The sequence below is a fragment of the Niastella sp. OAS944 genome (assembly GCA_024809215.1).
GTDB lineage: Bacteria > Bacteroidota > Bacteroidia > Chitinophagales > Chitinophagaceae > Niastella.
Map to the genome: position 1 here is coordinate 928,072 of JANUBW010000001.1, position 19,384 is coordinate 947,455.

Annotated in this window: 17 protein-coding genes and 1 tRNA gene; 10 read left to right on the plus strand and 8 right to left on the minus strand. The window is 42.4% G+C overall.

What is annotated here, in order from left to right:
* Window positions 1-20 precede the first annotated feature (20 nt).
* The 4 genes from GGD38_RS03600 to GGD38_RS03615 are packed head-to-tail and all read right to left on the minus strand — an operon-like array spanning window position 21 to window position 2,293.
* Window positions 21-416: a hypothetical protein gene (locus GGD38_RS03600; protein ID WP_375299394.1), complete on the minus strand. Its 396-nt coding sequence runs from the start codon at window positions 414-416 to the stop codon at window positions 21-23.
* A gap of 13 nt (window positions 417-429) precedes the next feature.
* Window positions 430-1,182, minus strand: coding sequence for a class I SAM-dependent methyltransferase (locus tag GGD38_RS03605; RefSeq protein ID WP_375299393.1), 753 nt, complete (start codon window positions 1,180-1,182; stop codon window positions 430-432).
* A complete protein-coding gene (locus GGD38_RS03610) occupies window positions 1,173-1,913 on the minus strand; it encodes a DUF2071 domain-containing protein (RefSeq protein WP_375299392.1) in 741 nt (246 codons plus the stop codon). The genes GGD38_RS03605 and GGD38_RS03610 overlap by 10 nt, the downstream gene beginning before the upstream one ends.
* 2 nt (window positions 1,914-1,915) lie before the next feature.
* Window positions 1,916-2,293 carry a DoxX-like family protein gene (locus GGD38_RS03615; protein WP_375303774.1) on the minus strand — a complete coding sequence of 126 codons (378 nt, stop codon included), beginning with the start codon at window positions 2,291-2,293 and terminating at the stop codon, window positions 1,916-1,918.
* Between the two features lie 217 nt (window positions 2,294-2,510).
* Between GGD38_RS03615 and GGD38_RS03620 the strand changes: the two genes are divergently transcribed.
* On the plus strand, window positions 2,511-2,957 hold the full coding sequence (locus tag GGD38_RS03620) for a hypothetical protein (RefSeq protein ID WP_375299390.1): 447 nt from the start codon (window positions 2,511-2,513) through the stop codon (window positions 2,955-2,957).
* Window positions 2,958-2,971: 14 nt separating this feature from the next.
* Here GGD38_RS03620 and GGD38_RS03625 read toward each other — a convergent pair whose 3' ends face one another.
* Window positions 2,972-4,468, minus strand: coding sequence for a GH3 auxin-responsive promoter family protein (locus tag GGD38_RS03625; protein WP_375299389.1), 1,497 nt, complete (start codon window positions 4,466-4,468; stop codon window positions 2,972-2,974).
* Between the two features lie 267 nt (window positions 4,469-4,735).
* Here GGD38_RS03625 and GGD38_RS03630 point away from each other — a divergent pair.
* The 4 genes from GGD38_RS03630 (at window position 4,736) to GGD38_RS03645 (ending at window position 9,067) form a co-directional block, all read left to right on the plus strand.
* A tRNA-Lys gene (locus GGD38_RS03630) sits at window positions 4,736-4,808 on the plus strand.
* 605 nt (window positions 4,809-5,413) lie between these two features.
* A complete protein-coding gene (locus tag GGD38_RS03635) occupies window positions 5,414-5,953 on the plus strand; it encodes a hypothetical protein (protein ID WP_375299388.1) in 540 nt (179 codons plus the stop codon).
* An 18-nt stretch (window positions 5,954-5,971) separates the two neighbouring features.
* Entirely contained in the window at window positions 5,972-7,306 is a 1,335-nt protein-coding gene (locus GGD38_RS03640; RefSeq protein WP_375299387.1) for a hypothetical protein, read from the plus strand.
* 3 nt (window positions 7,307-7,309) lie between these two features.
* Complete coding sequence (locus GGD38_RS03645; RefSeq protein ID WP_375299386.1) at window positions 7,310-9,067, plus strand: CpXC domain-containing protein; 1,758 nt, start codon at window positions 7,310-7,312, stop codon at window positions 9,065-9,067.
* A gap of 97 nt (window positions 9,068-9,164) precedes the next feature.
* Here the strand turns inward: GGD38_RS03645 and GGD38_RS03650 are convergent, their stop codons facing one another.
* Genes GGD38_RS03650 through GGD38_RS03660 form a run of 3 tightly spaced genes read right to left on the minus strand, consistent with a single transcriptional unit; the run spans window position 9,165 to window position 14,164 of the window.
* Window positions 9,165-12,035 carry a hypothetical protein gene (locus GGD38_RS03650; RefSeq protein ID WP_375299385.1) on the minus strand — a complete coding sequence of 957 codons (2,871 nt, stop codon included), beginning with the start codon at window positions 12,033-12,035 and terminating at the stop codon, window positions 9,165-9,167.
* A 2-nt stretch (window positions 12,036-12,037) separates the two neighbouring features.
* Window positions 12,038-13,057 (minus strand): hypothetical protein, encoded by a 1,020-nt coding sequence (locus tag GGD38_RS03655; protein WP_375299384.1) that lies wholly within the window; start codon window positions 13,055-13,057, stop codon window positions 12,038-12,040.
* Between the two features lie 12 nt (window positions 13,058-13,069).
* Complete coding sequence (locus tag GGD38_RS03660; RefSeq protein WP_375299383.1) at window positions 13,070-14,164, minus strand: trypsin-like peptidase domain-containing protein; 1,095 nt, start codon at window positions 14,162-14,164, stop codon at window positions 13,070-13,072.
* A 796-nt stretch (window positions 14,165-14,960) separates the two neighbouring features.
* On the opposite strand from GGD38_RS03660, the gene GGD38_RS03665 reads away from it, so the two are divergent.
* The 5 genes from GGD38_RS03665 (at window position 14,961) to GGD38_RS03685 (ending at window position 19,347) form a co-directional block, all read left to right on the plus strand.
* Window positions 14,961-15,578 carry a hypothetical protein gene (locus tag GGD38_RS03665; RefSeq protein ID WP_375299382.1) on the plus strand — a complete coding sequence of 206 codons (618 nt, stop codon included), beginning with the start codon at window positions 14,961-14,963 and terminating at the stop codon, window positions 15,576-15,578.
* Between the two features lie 15 nt (window positions 15,579-15,593).
* Window positions 15,594-16,502: a hypothetical protein gene (locus GGD38_RS03670; protein ID WP_375299381.1), complete on the plus strand. Its 909-nt coding sequence runs from the start codon at window positions 15,594-15,596 to the stop codon at window positions 16,500-16,502.
* A gap of 3 nt (window positions 16,503-16,505) precedes the next feature.
* Window positions 16,506-17,831, plus strand: a complete 1,326-nt coding sequence (locus GGD38_RS03675) for a type IV secretory system conjugative DNA transfer family protein (RefSeq protein ID WP_375299380.1) — start codon at window positions 16,506-16,508, stop codon at window positions 17,829-17,831.
* Window positions 17,832-18,046: 215 nt separating this feature from the next.
* A complete protein-coding gene (locus GGD38_RS03680; RefSeq protein ID WP_375299379.1) occupies window positions 18,047-19,078 on the plus strand; it encodes a M4 family metallopeptidase in 1,032 nt (343 codons plus the stop codon).
* Window positions 19,079-19,080: 2 nt separating this feature from the next.
* Window positions 19,081-19,347 carry a hypothetical protein gene (locus GGD38_RS03685; protein WP_375299378.1) on the plus strand — a complete coding sequence of 89 codons (267 nt, stop codon included), beginning with the start codon at window positions 19,081-19,083 and terminating at the stop codon, window positions 19,345-19,347.
* Window positions 19,348-19,384: the final 37 nt, after the last annotated feature.

Consider the following 19,384-nt stretch of genomic DNA (forward strand, 5'->3'; position numbering starts at 1 on the left):
TTTTATTTGACAGTTACGTTCTAATATAAATAAGGCAATATAAATATAATCGTAAGGTATGTCCAGAACAGGGCCAGCGTTATATGCACTGTAGTTTCAAACGTTTTTCCCTTCCAAAGCTTTGAGGAATATCCAAAGAATTGAATAATTAATCGTGCGCCCCAAAAGATGCCTATGCCCAATGATATTCGTTTACCCAATGGTGTTTCTATCAGTTCACTGGCAGAGGTGAGGCAAAGTAAGCCAACCAAAAACACGGCAAATGCAATAAAGAACGAATGCACATACATGATCTGCCGGTTTATTAAAGTCAATTTACCTAAATCCTGCTTCCAACTAAAATATTTTGGGAAGTAAAAATGCAGCAAGGCCAGGGTTATTAACAGGATACCGATTATCTTAAAGTGTATTTCCATTTAAATAAAAGAGTTAAGGGGTACAACTGAATACGCTCATAAAGGGAGTGAATTTTGTTTCACTGAAAGAAGAAAACCCTGCCTGTTTAAAAGCGTCTTTCCAGGTAGCCCGTGAGAAAAAATGCGTGAACCCCACTGAGAAAGCCACAAAGTTTGGGAAATCGCGCAAATGTTCTACCATAATCACTTGTGCGCCGGGTTTACAAATGCGATAACATTCTTTCAGAAACAAGATCTTTTCAGCATGCGATCTTATTTCATGCGCCGCCGATAAAAGAAAAACAAGATTTACGCTTTTATCTTCAACAGGTATAGCATTGGAAGCTATTGTTCTTGTATTGGGATAAACCAAACTCACTTTACGTGCTCTTACTATAGCCGGTTCGGTATGTTGCTGTGCATTATAGAAGTCAAATACTTTTAGCTCTGCACCGGGGAACCGTTGTTTGATGATAAAACTCGTTTCATCAAAACCAGCATTTATATTAACGATGTGTGCTACGTTATCATCATTACTGACCAATGGTTTTAACCAATGAAAATTATAATAACCCGAAAAATCGTATACCCAGGCCGAAACGATGAGGGGCATTATTAATCCATATAAAAAGGCAATTACAATTAATTTAAAAGCAAATGCAGGCCATTCAAAATAAACATATGCGGCAAAAAGCAACGTTAATATACCAAGCCCCGCCACATAAAAATGACGGTTAAAACTTAAGATATTCAATACGCCCTGAAATGGCCTTCTTTTTACTTCCATTGTTCTACTTTTCCTTTTTTCCAATAATAGGGAATGTTGCGAATGATAAATGCATTTGCCAGCCTGCTATCCTGAAGCTTCATCTTTTCTAAAAATGAAAAATTACAATCAATAACTTTTACGGGTGCGGGTGTCCAGTTCTCGCGCACGCCTTCAATGATCAATACTTGCTGTTTATTTTCATTAACAGTAAAAGTAAATGGCAGCGGTCCGGCAAAACGACGGGCTTCCTTCCAGTCGGCAAAAGGAGAACCGGCAGGTAAAGCCACCTGCCCCTCTTCTCCATCTTCTATACATACTTTAAATCCCGACTTATTAGAACTTATCTCTGTTATGTTATGCAGGCGTTTTTGATTTATATCGGTAGTGGTATAATTATAATGGGTAAATGTATTCCCCATTATCTGCATTTTCTTTTTATCGGTTTCCGACTTCAAAATATACAAACCACGTAATCGTTTGCCCGCCCGGGTGGTATACCGCACAAAAACGCGGTAACCGATGAGGAAAAAATCATTCCCTAATATTTTTGGAAACCCTTTTGGCCGTAATGCTTTTGTTTGAACCATTGCCACTGCAATGAAAGCCCATTTATCATTGAATGTATCTAACTGCAGGCATGCAGGGACCATCGGTTGTATTTGTTCTTTTGGAATGGCATAGGTGAAAACGAGAGAGCTTTCAAAAAAAGCTTCTACAGCAAAGGGATGATCTTTAAGAAAAGAGAGCATGGTTACTGGTGCGCCGGTTTTAATTTGAGATAAAACGTGTTATACCATATAACAAGTATGAACATGCAGGCAAATAGTAAATTTAGCCTTCCCCACAAAAGCAGATCGGGCACAAGTATAAATTCCAGCACATTCATAACTGCAATAATTACAATTTGGGTAACAGCATTTAACCGCGGCCACAGTGCTGCTACAACCCAGGCAGCCATACCAATTTCTGCAAACCCAATGGCCTTTGTAAACACAGTTGCATATTGCTCACCTAAGATCCTTGCAACAATCTGCTGATGCCGGGGCACCAGGTTCAACACCTTGCAAAAAAGGCCGTTTACTAACCATATAGCTGCAATACAATAATTTAATAGCTTGTTTATTATCATACAAAAACAAAAAAAGGCATCAGGTCTTCTTCGACCTAACGCCTTTTGTCTGGTGTTGTAAAGATAACAAACACCCGCCATACATTATAATTTTTTCGATAGAACAGCGCATACAGCAGGTATTAACATTCCTTTTAGCTGGCCGGCGCCTGTTTTAACCAAACTTTTTAAACGCCCGTTTTTACCTTTCCTGCATCATTTTAAACCAGTTATTACTATGAAAAAAAATTTACAACTGTTATGCATCTTTGCATTGAGCATAATTACCTGCACAGCACAGGAAACTACAGAACCTGTTTTAAAAAGCAGTAACCGGATAATTTTGCATTTTGACGACACAACCGGGGTATTCACCCGTATGGGAAAATTGCTTATAGACCTTGGTTATGATATTGAATACAAAGACCGTGAATTTGGCATTCTCAGAACGAAACCCCTCATTTATTCTTCTGAGCGTAAATCCTCCGCTTCATTAAAAACGATCTTCCGCGACAGCACAGTTACACTATATTCCGATTTTGGTTTTGACGATTATATCTATGACGTAAAGTATACAACCCAAAAGGGAATATTTACCGGCATTTCTACCAAAGCCTGGGCAGAGATGATGAAGATCGCAGAACTACTTAAACCGAAAACCATTACTTATTCCCGGTTTGAATAAGATCAGCTACAGAGCTATAATGATAACGCCTGTTTTAATTGTGCGGCAAACTGGTAATCGTTTCTTGCATGGGGAACTTTTTGTTGCAAACCGGTTTTACCGGCAACCCTGAGGAATTCTTCAAACCCGCCTTTTGGCACCAGGGTGATCTTCAGTGGTTCAATGGCTTTATGTGTAACAACATCTTTATAAGAGAAATTTCGCTCACAGATCTTTTTATCGAGGCGGGCAGCAAAATCAGCCATATCCTTAGGCATTTCACCAAACTCTATGAACCATTCGTGATAAGGCAACGTTCCATCATCTTTGATGTTGGGGGCAACGGTATATTCAACAATGGTAGCATTACATTCGTTCGCGGTTTCTGCTATCGACTTTTCTGTTTCTTCAACAGTTACGTGTTCACCAAATGCAGAAATATATTGAGCTATTCTTCCTGTGATCTCTATACGATGCGGGAATACCGTTTTAAATCTTACCGTATCGCCGTTAATATAGCCCCACAACCCCGCATTGGTATTCAATACCATGGCATAGCTAATGCCTGTTTCTACCTCGTTCAATGAAACCCTTTTGGGATTCTCGTTGAACACTTCATTTACAGGAACAAATTCGAAGAAGATGCCATTATTCAGGATCAGTTGCATGCCTCGTTCTTCCAAACAATCCTGGTAAGCCAGCAACCCTTCGGTAGAAGGATAGGTTTCATATACATCAAATGGCATATCGATGTATTTCTTTATCTCGGGCAAAAAGGGTTCATAATCCATACCGCTCAGAATAAGCAACTGGAAGTTGGGGAACAGTTGTTTAAAGTCATTTCCTGTTTTTTCTTTCAGTCCTCTTAAAAAAACCAACAACCAAACCGGCATAGCAACAATGATACGGATATCATTTTTCCCTGCCAGATCGATCATTGCTCCTATCCGTTCCTTATAATCGGGAATGGCGTTTATTTCATCTGAGGGTAACCGTAACCATTTGTACCACCAGGGCACACGACTGTTGCCTATAGTAGAAATAGGCGCTGTTTTAATGCCATTGATATCTTCGAAGAAATGTCCGTCGGAAAAGAACAATGATTTCCCTTTTACGAATGCCACTTTATTGTACTTACAGGCATAATTGAGGGCGGAATATTGTCCGGCCCCAATATGATTATTAAGCGAGTCTTCCGTTACCGGAATGTATTTTGTTTTACTGGTAGTACCGGAGGTTTTACCAAAGTATGCCGGCCGGCCCTTCCATAAAATATCTTTTTCACCAGCCTTTATTCTTTCTATATAGGGCAGTAATTGTTCATAATTGCGCAGTGGCACCCGGGCTTTAAAATCTTCATACGACCTTATATTATCGAAATCGTGGTCTTTACCAAAAGCGGTGTGTTTTGCTTCTTCTACAAATGATTGCATCAGTCGTTCCTGACAGCCAAGCGGGTCGGCAAGCATAGCAGTCACCTTTTTATACTTAAACCTGAGAATAGACGATATAATGGAGTCAAATAAGTGCACTTGTTAGGCTTTAAAGGGTTCGAAATTAGTGGCGGCAAAGATAGGAATACCAATATTACACTGGCGGAAATTACGGAACACCCTGCTTTTGCTTTGGGATATCTGAACTATAGAATAAATGCGCGGGATTTCGCTTTCGAAAACACCTAATGTGTGCATTGTGGTTCGTTTATCCTGCAAATCAGGCAGTTAAAATAGTATTTTTTGCATTTTTACGGGTGTTAATGTTGGATGGAATAAATTAACCCCTTATTTTTGCAATCCTCCGTCTCCGTAGCTCAGTTGGTAGAGCAATTGACTCTTAATCAATGGGTCCAGAGTTCGAGTCTCTGCGGGGACACAGAAGCAGCTTGAAAGAGCTGCTTTTTTTTATAGTCAAAGCTTTTGTGGGGCCTTTTGAATTTAGCTAAGGAAATAAGGGCTGCATTTCCGTTTTTACCTATTTTTTTATGATCGTCCTTGAACTTAAACACCAACTTTGCGATTATCGAAGAGATCATAATTTACAATCAAAGAAATAGCCAATAAACGGCCCATGCGCTTGCAGGCTGATTGCTTTGAAGAAACAGTAAGGGCTTATTAAACTATTCCTCAGCACCCGCCAACTGTAATATGCAAACTCCGTGGCAAAACCTTCATTTGTGCAAACTAACGCAATGGCCTCCGAATCCTAGGCAATAGTTCTGGAGTACCATGGAGCTCCTGTACCCGGAGGAGTTCGATTCTTTAGAAGCAGCGAAGAAAAGCGAATTACAGTTAAAGAAGATGAAATCCTAAAGTATATCCGTGAATAGATTTCAAAAAAAAAATTATATAGCTCAGTGGCAGAGCATCCCGACTTTAGTCGGGTGAGCACTACATATAAAGCATTAATCTCAAAATAACAAAGGTCTTTTTCCGGTTTTTCTACATGAAGAAAGTGTTGAATTTTATGTAAACATTTATATGAAAAAGCTGATGATCTTTCTTGTAGCGCTTGCTGGTTTGCTCTATGCATTCTCCATTGTATACGCCGGTATACTTTCCCTGCAACAGCAAACTGCTATAAATAGTTTTCTGGTAACAGCGGTGGTATTGATCGGCGGTGTTTTGTCTACCAACCTTGGAGCTGTATTAGGAGCCACGTTTACACCTCCACAGCCAGTAGTTCCGAAGCCTGGTGGATTGGAAGGGAATAAGGCTACGGCAAAAGTTTTACCTCCACCGAAATTTCTACGTTTGAGGCCAAGTCTAAGACCCAGCTCCAGTTCCTCCGCACTGGAAGGCATTAACCTAGAGAAAACGACTGACTCTGCTCAAAAAATACAGATCATAGCGTGTTGGTTTTATATTATCAGTCTGGTGCTGGCCCTGCTTTTTTATATCATCGGCATGATCAAAAATATTCCCAACGAAAAAATGGTATTGATACCCGACCTGGTTAAGACACTGCTCGGCGTACTGGCGGGATCGGTAGCAGTGGCATTAGGAGGAAGAAAAGATTAACCATTCAATTGCTTATAAATGAAAAAAATATTTTTTAGTGTTTGCCTATGCATTTACTTCAGCATAACCGCTTTTTCACAAGAAGACATCACCATTTACCACGGCACCTCCAACCAATCGGTCCTATTTCTTAAGGAAAAAAATGCGACTATTTCCAGTTGGAGAGATTCAACCGTTTTTATCCGGGAGAAGGGCACACAGATCGAGATCGTCGTTCTTAACCCTGATCCGCTTCATTACACGTACAATATTAAAATTGATGAATTTGAGATCAAGGATGAGTCCCCAGACATCTCCGATCTGTTAGGCGCCCTAAATGCCATTCCCGCGCTCGTTCCGCCCCCAGCCCCTGCTCCCGGCACACCCAAATCATTCTTACCCGGCAATCCTGCAGGTGCAACCGGCTATGCTACCTACCTCCAAACTATGAGGTTACTGGAGGCGGATATCAACATAGCCAAAGAGGCTATAAGGCAGGCAGATGAGCCAGAAAGTAAATCGCAGGCATTTGCATTCTCCTCAGATGCCGGGTACAGACTTACTCAAAAAGCGATCAAAGGTATTCCTGCCGACCGGGGACGTTTTAATAGTAAAAAACTTTTGGAAGAACTGAACGCTGATGCCCAAAAAGCAGTGGATGACATTAGCCTCTATACCGGTATGAATACAGCTGACAGTGCAAAATTAAAAGAGCTATTAAGCAAAGCCCTTCCCTTGTTAAACCAACAGATCGTGTCTGCCATCAATGAAGTAAAGAAATCCATCAGTGCTGAGGCGGTACAGCGATATTTAATACCAGTTACTGATAAGAACCAAAAGATCCGACTGATCGTAAAGAAGAAAGATGGTGATGACGAGAAGCATCGCATGGAAATCGATAAACTTATATGCGTCATCATCCCCGAATATGAAAGAAAAGTTTTGGAATTGATTCCCATGGCCAGCCTTACCTATGCATCCGGTGTTCCTGAGTATGGCGTCAAAGACGGGTTCATTACCGAACAAAAGGCCAACGGTTTCAAATTCAGGATTGGCGCCATGTTGTTGTATAACATAGGTTCTTTTGGCAAGTATAAGGAAGGCTCCTGGGGCGTTGGTCTGGGCTATAGCGTACCTCAAAAGAATGTGCTAGGCTCTTTTTCCGGCGGGCTGATGGTAAGTTATAAACATTCATTCCGGTTAGGAATTGGTGGGGGTTATAGCAGCTATGCTTTTGGTTTAAAAAACAACCTGCAGCCCAAGGATAGGCTACCTGCCGATATTGACAATATCGAAAAGATAGTTGACTACAGAGAAAAATTGTCCTTTTTTATCCATTTCTCCATTTTGGGGATCACCATCTTAAAAAAATAAAATATGGCTGTTTATCATCCTTACACAGTAAAGTGTACCTGCCAGCAATCTTTTGTGGCTCCCCTGGCAAGAGGCATTAATGTACAGCGAACACCAGAGCTAAAGCAGAAGATCATCGATGGAAAATTCCATAGAGTAACCTGTCCCAACTGTAAAAAAACCTTTACTGTAGAGAAAGAGTTTTCCTATACAGATCTCGGCAATAATATTTTCATCAAGGTAAAACCAGTTTCGGAGAGGCATACGTGGAAGCAAGCCTCTGCGGCCCTCGATAAAGAAGTAGCGCAAGTACCTGGCAACTTATCGAAGGGTTCAGACAGAACCTTAAGAGTGGTGTTTGGATTAGGGGAACTAAGAGAAAAGATCATTGCAATCGATTATAATCTTGATGACAGGAAAGTGGAATTGCTCAAAGTATTACTGGCATATGAACACCCGTTCCTCATTCAGCAACCGAGGGTAAGGATCAGCCTTGACGCTATCACTGGTAACTCAATCGAGTTCATCGCCTCGTTCGACCATGGAGATAAAAAATTCAACTTAGGCATTCCCAGGGGCGTAGCCGATAATTTTATAAATGATGACGCTACTATCAGAAAATGGGTCAGGTATGCTCATCCTGACTCAAACCTGTTTGAGTTGGAAAACGATCACTGGGTGAATATGTGGAGATGGTCGCCCCAACCTTCCGCCCTTGACCGCCTGAAGAGCTTTGCCGAGGAGATAACAAAGGGAAAGGATATTGATACCAGTTCTACTCCTTTCAAAAGTATGCTTACCCAAATACCGCGGGGAAGTCACCTTCCTGCGTGGGCCAAGAAGGATCTTACCACCTTGTTCAACTATGCCAGAAAAAAAGGGTTGGATGCGGTACAGGACACTCTTTTTGAGATCCGTTTTGACAAGGACCTGGAAGATGACTGGGCTAAGAACAATGATCCCGAAGATATTGCAACGCTTTGGAAATTATTCAGGGATCTGCCGGAAACACATATCGAAGGCAATTCGTATATCCGTCAATTACAATTGATCGACGGCGGTGGAGGCACTTATGATCCTTCTACGAATGATATAGAGATAGGGTCAGATGAATTGCCTGACCAGGAAAGTTTTGAAGATGTAGTACGACATGAAATAGGACATGCCGTTCACGAAAAGAACACTGCCCTTGTGAACCGGTGGCTGACTACAGAATTTGGCTGGCAAATGTTCGGTACTTCCAATGCAGACATCAATGAATGGGTATCCTTAATGGGCGGTTGGGACAATTGCACTCCTTTGCAGCAGGCCGAGATACGTTCTTATCTTACCGAGGCTGTTGGACCCGGTGGCGTATGGGAGAGCACGGCCGTTATTCATGCTCCAAACAACCATCCCTGGAACCGGCAGGATTTTGGCCCACGACTGGCTTTTGCCCAATCCGGCAATTATTGGTATGAAAATTATGCAACCTGGTACCGTTTTCAGGGAAAAGCATTTTTTATCAATTTCTGGTATGGCACGCTTTGCGTAGTGAATGAATCGGCGCTTTCCATGATCGGCAAGATGCCCAGCAGTTATGCGGCGATGTCACATTTTGAGTTCTTTGCAGAATTGTACGCACTTTATTTTGATCTGGACGATCCCTTGAGAAAAAACATCCCGGCTTCCGTTATGAAATGGCTCGATGAAAATATCGGTAGTACTGCCAAGGCAGCCAAACCTGCTTTGGAAAAAATAGAAAAGAAATCGTTCGATTGGATCAAGAGACCCGGCGCTTAGTTTTGCTAATAATTTTATTACCTTTAAGAAGAAGCTTTTCTTTCTTCTTAAAGGTAATTTCTTTAGAAACAGTTTTATGGCGTCGCTGTTGTGTTATTTATTTGAAAGTAGTGAACCCATACCCCGAACCACCTTGCAACAGGTCCTTATTAATAGAAATGTCCACATTGTTTCGGAAGATGTCAACCAGGGCCTTATCGAAATCAACTATCCCTTTCCCTTTTCTATCAATATCATTCACATATAGTTCCTTGCGCCAGTGTTGAATGTTACTGGTCAATCGCGTGGCATTGGATTTTTTTATGTAATTGAACCAGGTGGGCAGTAGGTCATCATCCAGTCCAGCCCGGAGTTGCAGTTCACCTACTTTGGTGTCAGCCTCTTTTTGCAATTGCGTATTCCAGTCTACCAATGCCTGGGAAAGTGTTCCCACCTGCTGATCGTTGCGCAACTCTATCCCTAACCAGTCGATGGCATTTTCCAAAAGCTGGGGCATAACCTTGCCCAATTCGGCCACTATTTCTCTGAACAATGCAGGATATTCCCTGAGCGAGGCTAACAATTCTTTATTGGCGAGCCATTGGATAGCTTGCGCTACCAGGAGTTTTCGCTCATTGTCCTTACGATCGCCCATCTTTCGAAGCAAGCGCATATGCGTGACGAGGGTGCGTATACCGTCCTTGTTCGGCTCCGGCGGTAGTTCTACGGAGGCCTGCTTTACATACCGGATGGCTTCTTCGTTCAGCCCCAACGCTTCTTTAGCAAAGGCTGCCTGCAGATTTATTTCACTTCGTATAGAAGGTTCTGTGGCTTGGGGGAAAGAGGCCAACATTTCATCTACGAGGAAGGCAGCTTCCTGGTATAAACTCAGTGACCTCAAAGCTTCCAGTTCCAGGCGGTATAAGGGGCTGTTGGGTGATCTGTCATTCCTTTGTCTTATGGCCTCCAATGCCTGCTGCGTATTGCCGGTTTGCAGCGAATACCCTGCAGAAACAGCGGTTATATTTTCCCAGTCTTCGAGACCAGCGGTTTTTAGCATGTTTTCATCAAGGGTTACGCCGAGTTTAGCCGACAACCATAATAAACCCTGCTGCGGTAATTCTTCTAGGGCATTGCGCAAGCGGTTCTCTATGCCTGGCATCCATCTTTTCTCTATGGCGGCCGGTTCTTCACCTAGGGCCAACCGGTGGTAGATCTCTTCTGCCCGTGAAATGGGGTCTGAGTAAGTATTGTAAAAATTCACCGCGTTTTTGTGAATGGCTTTAATTACGGTAGTATTTACCTGCTCTTTAAGATCTTTTAGCATTACCCGGCGAACATCCTGCCGGTGGTATAAAGCCCCATCTGTAAGATCACGCGATACCAGGGCGCCTTCGTCTGCCAGAAGGTCCAGCAGGTCCGCTGCTTCTTCAGGAGTAGTTATATCCAAATTACAGGGGCCGGCCAGCACCTGAAGAATGATATCAGCGGTAATACGCCTTACAACCAGGCCCGGGAAGGCCAACTGCCTTACTTCATCGTTGTGAATATGATTTAGAATGCGACCGTATAACCGAGCCTGCACCACTTCAGTACGCACGCGCTGCATAAACCAATTTCGGGTAGATACTTTTTTGAGGTTATGTATGCCCTGCTCCTGTACTATGGTGAGGGCCAGGCGTAAACTCATAGGGTTTAGCCCTGCCACATTAATGATATCTCCCGCTATTGCTTTCACTTCACTCGGCTCAATAACTTTTTCCAATTCACCTCCAATGAGTTCCACCGCTTCTTCCTGATCCAGCTCCTTTAATGGCAGTTCCTGTACCGGGCGGTTTTCCACTATTACCCTGCCTCCTACAATGATACGAAGGTTGGGGGCGGCACTTTGGGCATTCATCAACAAGCTCCAAACACCATTTACCACTTCTTTGCCCAGGAATTGCACCTCCTCGAAGGTATCGATCACAATGAGCACAGGCGTTTTAATGCGGGAGATAACCCTACCGAACTCAAGAGCCATGGCGCCGCCCACGTAGCCGCCTTTTGCTGATTCAAATTGATCTTCTCTCTGGAGGGATTTGGTCAAAGCCTCTTTGATGTTTAGCAGTTCCTCCTGTTGTTCGGGGCATTGAAGCATTAACTGACGGGCAGCCTCTATGAAATAGGTTTGCGGCCGGCGGGGTTCAATAATTGTACGGTCTGTATCAAGATATGCGAATGGAAGGTTATCATTTCGATGACCTGCATTGTTGAGAATAAATTTAGCGATAAGCGTAGATTTTCCGATGCCGCCCGGTCCATGAATAAGCAAAGGAGGGTGGTCACCCAGATCATTGAGCGCATTACGAAAGAAGCGCCTGGTGGAAGAGAAAAAATCTGTTGGCTGCGGCAGTATGCCTACGTATTCGGCCATTGCATTGAGCTGTGACCGGCGGCCTACAAACTGTGTTCCGGCCAATTTATATAAAGGTACCAGAAGGTCAGCCATAGGAATGGCTTTTTGCACTTCCTGTTGCAATACGGCCAGTTCAGGTGAGGGCAAATACTTTAACCATTCCATCATATACGACAGGGATACGAGCTCTTCCCGCTGCAATCGTTCTACATCAATGGGCGCTCCAGTCAGTACCTGCTCATAGAGTAGCTGCAACGGCTCTTTTGCACGATCAGGATTAACCGCCAATGCCTGCCGGAACCCTTCGCGTGAGCCAAGCTGCTGCAGGGCCTGCTGCCTCACCAGCGGACGAAGTTGCCACCAATTGCCCGTGGCGACCCTTTTTACCGGATCGCAATACAGGAAGAAATCATTCCATCCCATTTCAGGAGTGTCATCAGCCCTGGTAAAGGGAACCAGGTTTTCCGGTTCGAAACTGATGAGCACTGCTGCAGACAGCAGGAAGGGGTTCTGCTGCCCCTCATCAGAGGTATCTTTGAGGAACTGCTCCATCTCGCGGAGCGCCTGTTCCGAAGTAGTGTTTACTGCCATAATCAGGGAGTAGTATATTTTCGGAGCCGGTTACACATTGTAGTGATACCGCTTAGTTCATTTAAGTGAATGTCTTTAAGCACTTCGTCTTTCCTGCGCAGAAGTTCCGCCGGGTCAAGCGGTTGATCGAATTTTTTTGCCAGTGATTGCAGGTAGCGCTCCACATCTGAGGGAACGAGTTGAGGGGCTGGCACGTCAAGTACATGGAAATTATAATTAGCAGGAAATACAGCCCAATCCCCTTGTCCCAGGAGGATGATAAAAATATTGTCAGCCGGCATGTTACGCATAGCGATCTCCAGCATGAATTCCTCTACAAATGCCTTTACTTCGGGGTCCACCTCTGTTCGATCGTGGTGGTCAAATACCAGGCACCAGCGCTTTTGCCTGAGCGATTCATCTTTACGCATGATGCCTTTGAAGGCGGCAATAAATCCCTTCCCTTGTGTGCTTGCCTGCGACAAGCGATCTCTGAATTCAATAAATGGGAGATACATTTGATCTATCAGTTCCCTGATCAATTGTTCCAGGTTGTATTTAGCCAAATCTAAGACGATAGGATCAATGTCCTCCTCCCGGGCCACAAACCGTATGAAGGAAGAGCAATGAGAACGGCCGCTGTAGCGCGGCCCTTTGGTGCCGAGGAGAAAGTGGGTTTCTGAATTGAAGAAGTAACGCAACTTTTCCCGCAGTTCCTGCCGATCGACAAAAGCATCATTGTACACAACAAGTTCCGTGTAAGGATCATCTACTTCAATGACGATATTAAAAAAGTGTTGGTAATAGATGTTTGCGGCGTCTTTAAGGCGGGCGCCTGAGTTTTTACTTAGGAATTTTAAAAACATTTTCAGCTTGTTATCTTCCAGCTCCAATTGTTCGAGCAAATTAAAGATGGTGACAGGAGTGCTTCCGATCTGCGTGAAGTTAGTTAACGGTTCACCAAGCGCAGACTCGACGACCGATTTCAATTGATCAATATTGAAAATTTTCAGGGCCGATTGAAAATTGTCGCGAGGTGTCATGTGGTTGTCATTTTATTTTGTCCAGAAAGCGGGTATGGGTGTTTGTTGTTCTTTAAGGTATTTGATGATCTGCTTAAGTGGTACTGCCTGGTTATACTCCAGGGAATCTGAAGGGCCGGCAGCATGGTGCAGAGCGAAGGGTACCAGGAAAATATCGAAGCAGGAAGCACCTGAAGAACCATGGTCTGTAGTAGCATCATATTGTACCCGGTTAGCCGGCTTGTTGTACTGCAATACTTCACCGAATGCAAGCTCTAATGTACGGCCTTGCGGATGCTGGGGTATAACAACGAAATCATCTTTCATTAGAACAGGGGCCTTCTCTGATACCTGTATCCAACCCCGTTGCTGTTCACCTGACATAGTATCCTCTCCTACCCGTTCATTCAGTTGCAGCAAGGCGAAATCCAGCTCATTCTCCTTAGGCACAGCGCTGGTGGCTTTAAGGTCAGCCTGCGAGTAGGGGCTGGATGCGAGCAGCCAGTCATTTGCCAGTTTACAGGTACGGTTACCCGTGGGTCGTTGAATGCCATCGTAATCAAAACGGCAGGTAATGTCTGCTGGTTCCAAACCATTCTCTTCTTTGTGCACGTCTTCGATGACATGGTAGGCAGTGAGCACCAGGTTTGGTGCTACAAGCCAGCCCGTTCCCTGCGGCTCGCCGGCAGGATATTCAATCCGGCACATCTGGTTACCAATAGCTGCCAGCTTAGCAGCAAACTCGGCAAAAGGAAGAAGTGGTGCCCGTTTGCGAACGATCTTTTCCAACCGATCAGTATCCGACTGGTCCAAAACAGGTACAGTTTCCTTTGCCTCTTTGGGAGGCGGCTTCAAGTGAAGTTCTTCCACGAGCGCTTTTAGTTTTAAATTTTGCCCCTGGCGATACTCGTTAGCTGACAGCAGCAGTTTATCTAACCATCCGTCCCCTTCAGCGAGAGTGACCAGATCAATCACGATCGGCTTAAGCCCACGCAACACGCTCATTTCCTCGTAAAGTCGAATGCCCGTTTTCAGCGTAAGCATCGCTTGTAAGTGATTGGGGTCAAATGCCTGCAGGAGTACACTAACGACCCTTTCTCTTTGTTCGCTGGTTAGTATGATTTCCATTCATTATGTTTTGTTTAGAAAAAGCGGTTAGCGCTCCAGGTTTTCCAAAGGCATGCCAAAACTTTCACTTCCAGTATTCAAAGGGGGTAAAGGCAGTCATTTCGTCTTTCATCTAAATAATTTCAAATTACCATGAGACGATTTAATGACAGAGAATGATTAAACCATCTTTGAAGTGGAATTCCAAGCGGAAGGTAGCTTTTCGCGTCGATGTGGACAACCAGAAAAACACCCTTATTTTTACCAATTAAAAAGAATGTAAACAGTATTATAAAGCGAGTTATTTTCTGGTCTGACAGGCTTGCAATGGAAATCGGCGCTTTTCAATGACCTTTTTGCTACAAGTCTTCAATCCTTGGCGTCCCTGCCTAACTACGCTCTATATCTCGCTACCAGGGAATTTAAGAAATTGACCATCGTCAATTATCTAACGCTCACCCACCTGCAAGTGATCTTAGTCGGTTATTAATCCGTAACATGTTTACCATAATCAAATACATATGCATAACCATTCTACTGTTTCACCTTGGTGGCACGGTAATGCGAAAGCTGAGCGTGGAATAAAACAACCGAACATAAAGCTTCCGATACATCGGAAGCTTTTTTGTTTACAACCATTGCGTACACACAACCCTATCACATTGTACACTCCCCAATAAAATACGTGAAAAACACCCAGTTTTATCCTAATAAATCTTTGTAATATAGATAGCCTGAAAAATAATAACATTCTCTGCTATTATGAGCCTTACTTAAACTCTTTCAATTTTTATTAAACAATCCAAAACAAAAAACCATGATTTTAGGACAAAGCGTTACTCCATGCGAAGGAGAAGTATCAATCAAATCATATCAGTGTACACAATTTAATTCGAGGGTCTTTGGATTAAAGGCAAATGGCTTTCTTGAGGTAACAAACAAAAGATTGTTGTTTCAGGCACTTGGAAAAGGAATGAATGGATATAGTGTGATACATAGTGAAGTTGCCATCAGTGATGTTTCGGAAATAAAAATTTACAAAGGCAACTCGTTTAACATCCTTATGCTAATAATTGGGATCGTCCTTTCTATTGGTGTAGCAGGACTGGTTAAAACACTTCTATCATTTGCAATGGATTCTGGTGGCGTGGGAAGCTTTCTTGCCTTATTAATATTTGCCGGAGGCGTTTACTGGTTTTATACCAATTGTAAAAAAGAGGCATTTTCATTGGTGATCAACTCAAAGGGAGGCAGTGGTAATGTAGTATATATTGCCGGGTTATCGCCTTTTGGCGGCAGTAATTCTGTTGCATCAAAAGCTTTGGAAGCCTTACCCGCGCAAGACAGTGAATTAGTGTTTAAGGAAATTGGTGCAGTTGTTTTGGATATTCAAAACATTGGTGAAAATGCCATTGAGAAATGGAAAAAGAAATAATAAATATGGACGCGAATGAATGTTGGCGACAAAATTGAAATGAAAGGTTTTGTAACGTCTGAAAAGTTTTTATTACATCAAACTTTACCTGAAATAGAAAGAAGGCTTGGCTTTCAGGAAGGACGACTTTCTGAAGGAGCCATTTTTTTAATTGCGGAACGGGTACCACAAAAAGGTGAATTTGAAACAAGAGGATACAGTCAGGTAGCAGGGCATAAATACGTTCCATTAGAAGGTTATAATAAAGACGTTTTGCTGACAAAAGCGCAAGAGGCAATGTCAGAAGACCGTTTAATTAAAGTTATTCCCAAAAAAGAGCATAATCCCAATATACACTATGATATACAATATCCTCCAGGAAGTGGAGTTCCTCAATGGGAGGTAACATCTAAAATACCTTTCAAAGTAGAAAGTATTGTTGAAGGAGGCGGGAAATATGTTGGCCAGCAAATACAAAATAATGAAGCTCCTAATCAAAATTCCTCAAACCCAAACACAAAAAAAATGGATAATAACAATGATAATGATCCCAGGATCTCAAAATTTATGAAAGCTCAGGAAACGAAGTCTGAAAGAGTTGAACTAAACCCGGAATTTGATAAACAAAGAAAAGAAATGTTCGACAGACAATGGAGCGAGAAAACAAAATTAACCAATGACCAGGTTGCAGAAATAAAAGGTCAGGGCGGGCAAACACCGGAAATGGCGGCAAAATTCAGGGACCAACAAAAAGCATTGGATACAAAACACGAAACGGAAATAAAAGAATTTGACAAGAGAGAACAGGCTGAAACGAAAAGCAAAATTCAACAACAGGCAAATACTGAGCAACAAAGATCCGGCGAAACGTCAAAAAATCAACAATCGCAATCAGAAGTGAAAACAGCAAATACTCAATCGCAAGACGATGGACAAAAAAGATAAACCATGAGCCAACTACCAAACAATGTAAAACATCTTTTAGGCTTAGAGCTAATTAATGACGGAAGTAAATTAAGCCTTCCTGCCTCAAATACACGTTGCAAGGTCAATGGCAAAGATTTCAACGGTAACCAATTGGCGCTGCACCTCGATGATACTTTGTTCAGTAAACACCTTTTATTTTTAGGCAATATTGGAACCGGAAAAACCAATGCTATTTCGCAGATCGTATCGCAAATAAAAAGTCAATTGACGGAAAATGATCTAATGATCATCTTCGATACAAAAGGAGATTTCTACCATCAGTTTTTTAAAGAAGGTGATATTGTCATTAGTAATGATAGTTCCAAATTCAAAGGTTCAAATGATTACTGGAATATTTTCTCAGAACTAACTATTGACAAAACACAACAAAGCATTATTGAAAATTCCCTTGAAATAGCAACCAACCTTTTCGCTGACAAGATAAAAGACTCAAGCTCGCCCTTCTTTCCTCAAGCTGCCAAGGACATTCTTGCAACATTCCTAAAAGTAGTAGCAACAAAACAAACTAAAGATGTTCAGAATAATGAAGATCTGATCGATTTTTTTGAAGCCTCGGGCAGAAAAGAAATACAGCAGTTCTTTGAAGTTTATAAGCAAAACAAGATCAACAGCTACATTTCAAAAGAAGCTTCTGCCCAGGCAGATGGCGTTATTGCAGAATTAAATCAACTTTTAGGAGAAATTTTTATTGGTGACTTTCGCAAAAAAGGCAATCTTTCAATAAGAGAGTTAGTAAGACAAAAAGGCGGGCACACCATCTTTTTAGAATACGACATTTCAGTTGGTAATGTATTGACACCCATTTACCGTCTCTTATTTGACCTTGCTATAAAAGAAACTTTAAGCAGTTCTAAACGAGAAGTCCCCAAAGGCAACGTTTGGTTCTTTATCGACGAGTTTAGCCTGCTTCCCAATTTAAAGTATCTCGACAATGGAGTGAACTTCGGGCGAAGCCAGGGAGCCAAATTTATAATCGGTGTTCAAAACATTCCACAAGTTTACCACCAGTACGGCGAGGACCTGGGACAAAGTTTGTTATCGGGAATAAGAACAGTTTTTTCGTTCCATATCGATGACATCAAGTCAAGAGAGTTCATACAAAACAGATACGGTTTTGCGCAAAAGAGGTTCTCATACTCAGATTCATTCGGAAAATTCGCAGATAGTGTTTCTCCAATGAAAGTAATTGAAGACTGGGACATTTCTAACTTAAAAACAGGTTCAGCTATAGTAGGCCTTCCCGATGGCAACCCTTTTGTTTTTCAGTTTTGCGAATATCAGCAATAGCCTACTCCCCCACCGTGAAAACACCCTTTATTGTTAATACGCCACCCTTAATGATGAATACGGGAAAAACACCCGGTATTCACACTTTCCTTTTCTGTAATATCGATACCGCATATTAAATAATTACTCTCTTAAACTTAACTTTTATGTGCACTAATCACTCACGACACGATAGGGTAAGGTGTATCATTCCACCTTATATCAATGATCGATTAATGACAAACGATGATACTGACGAAGCCAAATCGGCCCTGGAAAGCCAAAAGTTTTCTTCTAAAATAAGGGCCAAGCGCGAGTTCATAACCAGCCATATAAAAACATACGCCAACCTGATGATACCTAAGGAGGCTAAAGCGGCCAAAAAGCCAAGCCTTAACATGGAGGTGTACGATATACATCACAATACCGATACGGCATTGGCTACGTTATTGTGGAAGAACGGCAAAGTTGAGAACGGTAAGCTCGATAAGGATGCAAAAAATGTGATCAAGGCGGGCAAAGGCACCTGGGATTTTTATTATGAAGTGTTCGGCCGCAACTCCCTGAACAAAATGGGTCTATTGCTTAAGCATTATATACATTATGGTAAAACACAGGAAGATATGGACAATGCCTTTTGGGATGGCGAAGCAATGCTGTATGGCGACGGTGATGCAAAGATTTTTGGAAGTTTTACTTCCGATATCGATATCATAGGTCATGAACTTACCCATGGTGTTACTCAATTTGAATCGAACCTCGAATACATAAACCAGAGCGGCGCCCTCAATGAATCGCTTTCAGATGTGTTTGGTATTATGATAAAACAAAGAATGATGAAACAGGATGTTATAAAATCCAACTGGCTTATTGGTGAAAATGTGTTACTGGGCAACCAGTATGCATTGAGGAGTTTGAAAGCACCTGGCACAGCATTCGTCAACCACCCTGAATTAGGGACCGATCCGCAACCGGCTACCATGGACCATTTTAAACACCTGCCTGTTTCAATAGATGGCGGTGGCGTACATTACAACTCAGGAATTCCTAACTTTGCCTTTTATGTTACGGCTTTTAATATAGGCGGGTTTTCATGGGAAAAAGCCGGTCGCATCTGGTATGAAGCAATGTGCGACAGAGCATTGAAAACAGATGCAACCTTTGAGCAATTTAAAGCTTTAACTATCAAAAAGGCCGCCACGCTGTTTGGCGCTGGTTCAAAAGAACATAAAGCCACACAACAGGGCTGGAAAGAAGCAAAAGTGTGATCATGAAAATAAAACTGAGTGTTTCGGGCGGACTAGTCCCTATATATAAAGAAGCTGTAATTGAATCAGCTATATCTGATAAAGAGTTGGCTGCATTTCTTTCAGCCATTGAAATAAAAGGGAAGTCGAAAGGTATGACCAGGGATGCAAAAAGTTATATACTGGAAGCAAACGGTAAAAGTGTGCACATAGATCCCAATCTTGTTCCGGAACAGTACAGGGAATTATTCAACGAACTCACCAGCAATTTAAAAAGAGTTTCTTTATAATCAACCGCTCCGAAAAATCGGAGCGGTTTGTTTTTAT

Bases quoted from the DNA above. Each gene is read 5' to 3' on its own strand.
- GGD38_RS03635 (WP_375299388.1), top strand. From the start codon at position 5,414: ATGAAAAAGCTGATGATCTTTCTTGTAGCGCTTGCTGGTTTGCTCTAT.
- GGD38_RS03660 (WP_375299383.1), bottom strand. From the start codon at position 14,164: ATGGAAATCATACTAACCAGCGAACAAAGAGAAAGGGTCGTTAGTGTA.
- GGD38_RS03685 (WP_375299378.1), top strand. From the start codon at position 19,081: ATGAAAATAAAACTGAGTGTTTCGGGCGGACTAGTCCCTATATATAAA.
- GGD38_RS03615 (WP_375303774.1), bottom strand. From the start codon at position 2,293: ATGATAATAAACAAGCTATTAAATTATTGTATTGCAGCTATATGGTTA.
- GGD38_RS03675 (WP_375299380.1), top strand. From the start codon at position 16,506: ATGAGCCAACTACCAAACAATGTAAAACATCTTTTAGGCTTAGAGCTA.
- GGD38_RS03645 (WP_375299386.1), top strand. From the start codon at position 7,310: ATGGCTGTTTATCATCCTTACACAGTAAAGTGTACCTGCCAGCAATCT.
- GGD38_RS03600 (WP_375299394.1), bottom strand. From the start codon at position 416: ATGGAAATACACTTTAAGATAATCGGTATCCTGTTAATAACCCTGGCC.
- GGD38_RS03650 (WP_375299385.1), bottom strand. From the start codon at position 12,035: ATGGCAGTAAACACTACTTCGGAACAGGCGCTCCGCGAGATGGAGCAG.
- GGD38_RS03605 (WP_375299393.1), bottom strand. From the start codon at position 1,182: ATGGAAGTAAAAAGAAGGCCATTTCAGGGCGTATTGAATATCTTAAGT.
- GGD38_RS03655 (WP_375299384.1), bottom strand. From the start codon at position 13,057: ATGACACCTCGCGACAATTTTCAATCGGCCCTGAAAATTTTCAATATT.
- GGD38_RS03670 (WP_375299381.1), top strand. From the start codon at position 15,594: ATGAATGTTGGCGACAAAATTGAAATGAAAGGTTTTGTAACGTCTGAA.
- GGD38_RS03665 (WP_375299382.1), top strand. From the start codon at position 14,961: ATGATTTTAGGACAAAGCGTTACTCCATGCGAAGGAGAAGTATCAATC.
- GGD38_RS03680 (WP_375299379.1), top strand. From the start codon at position 18,047: ATGACAAACGATGATACTGACGAAGCCAAATCGGCCCTGGAAAGCCAA.
- GGD38_RS03620 (WP_375299390.1), top strand. From the start codon at position 2,511: ATGAAAAAAAATTTACAACTGTTATGCATCTTTGCATTGAGCATAATT.
- GGD38_RS03640 (WP_375299387.1), top strand. From the start codon at position 5,972: ATGAAAAAAATATTTTTTAGTGTTTGCCTATGCATTTACTTCAGCATA.
- GGD38_RS03610 (WP_375299392.1), bottom strand. From the start codon at position 1,913: ATGCTCTCTTTTCTTAAAGATCATCCCTTTGCTGTAGAAGCTTTTTTT.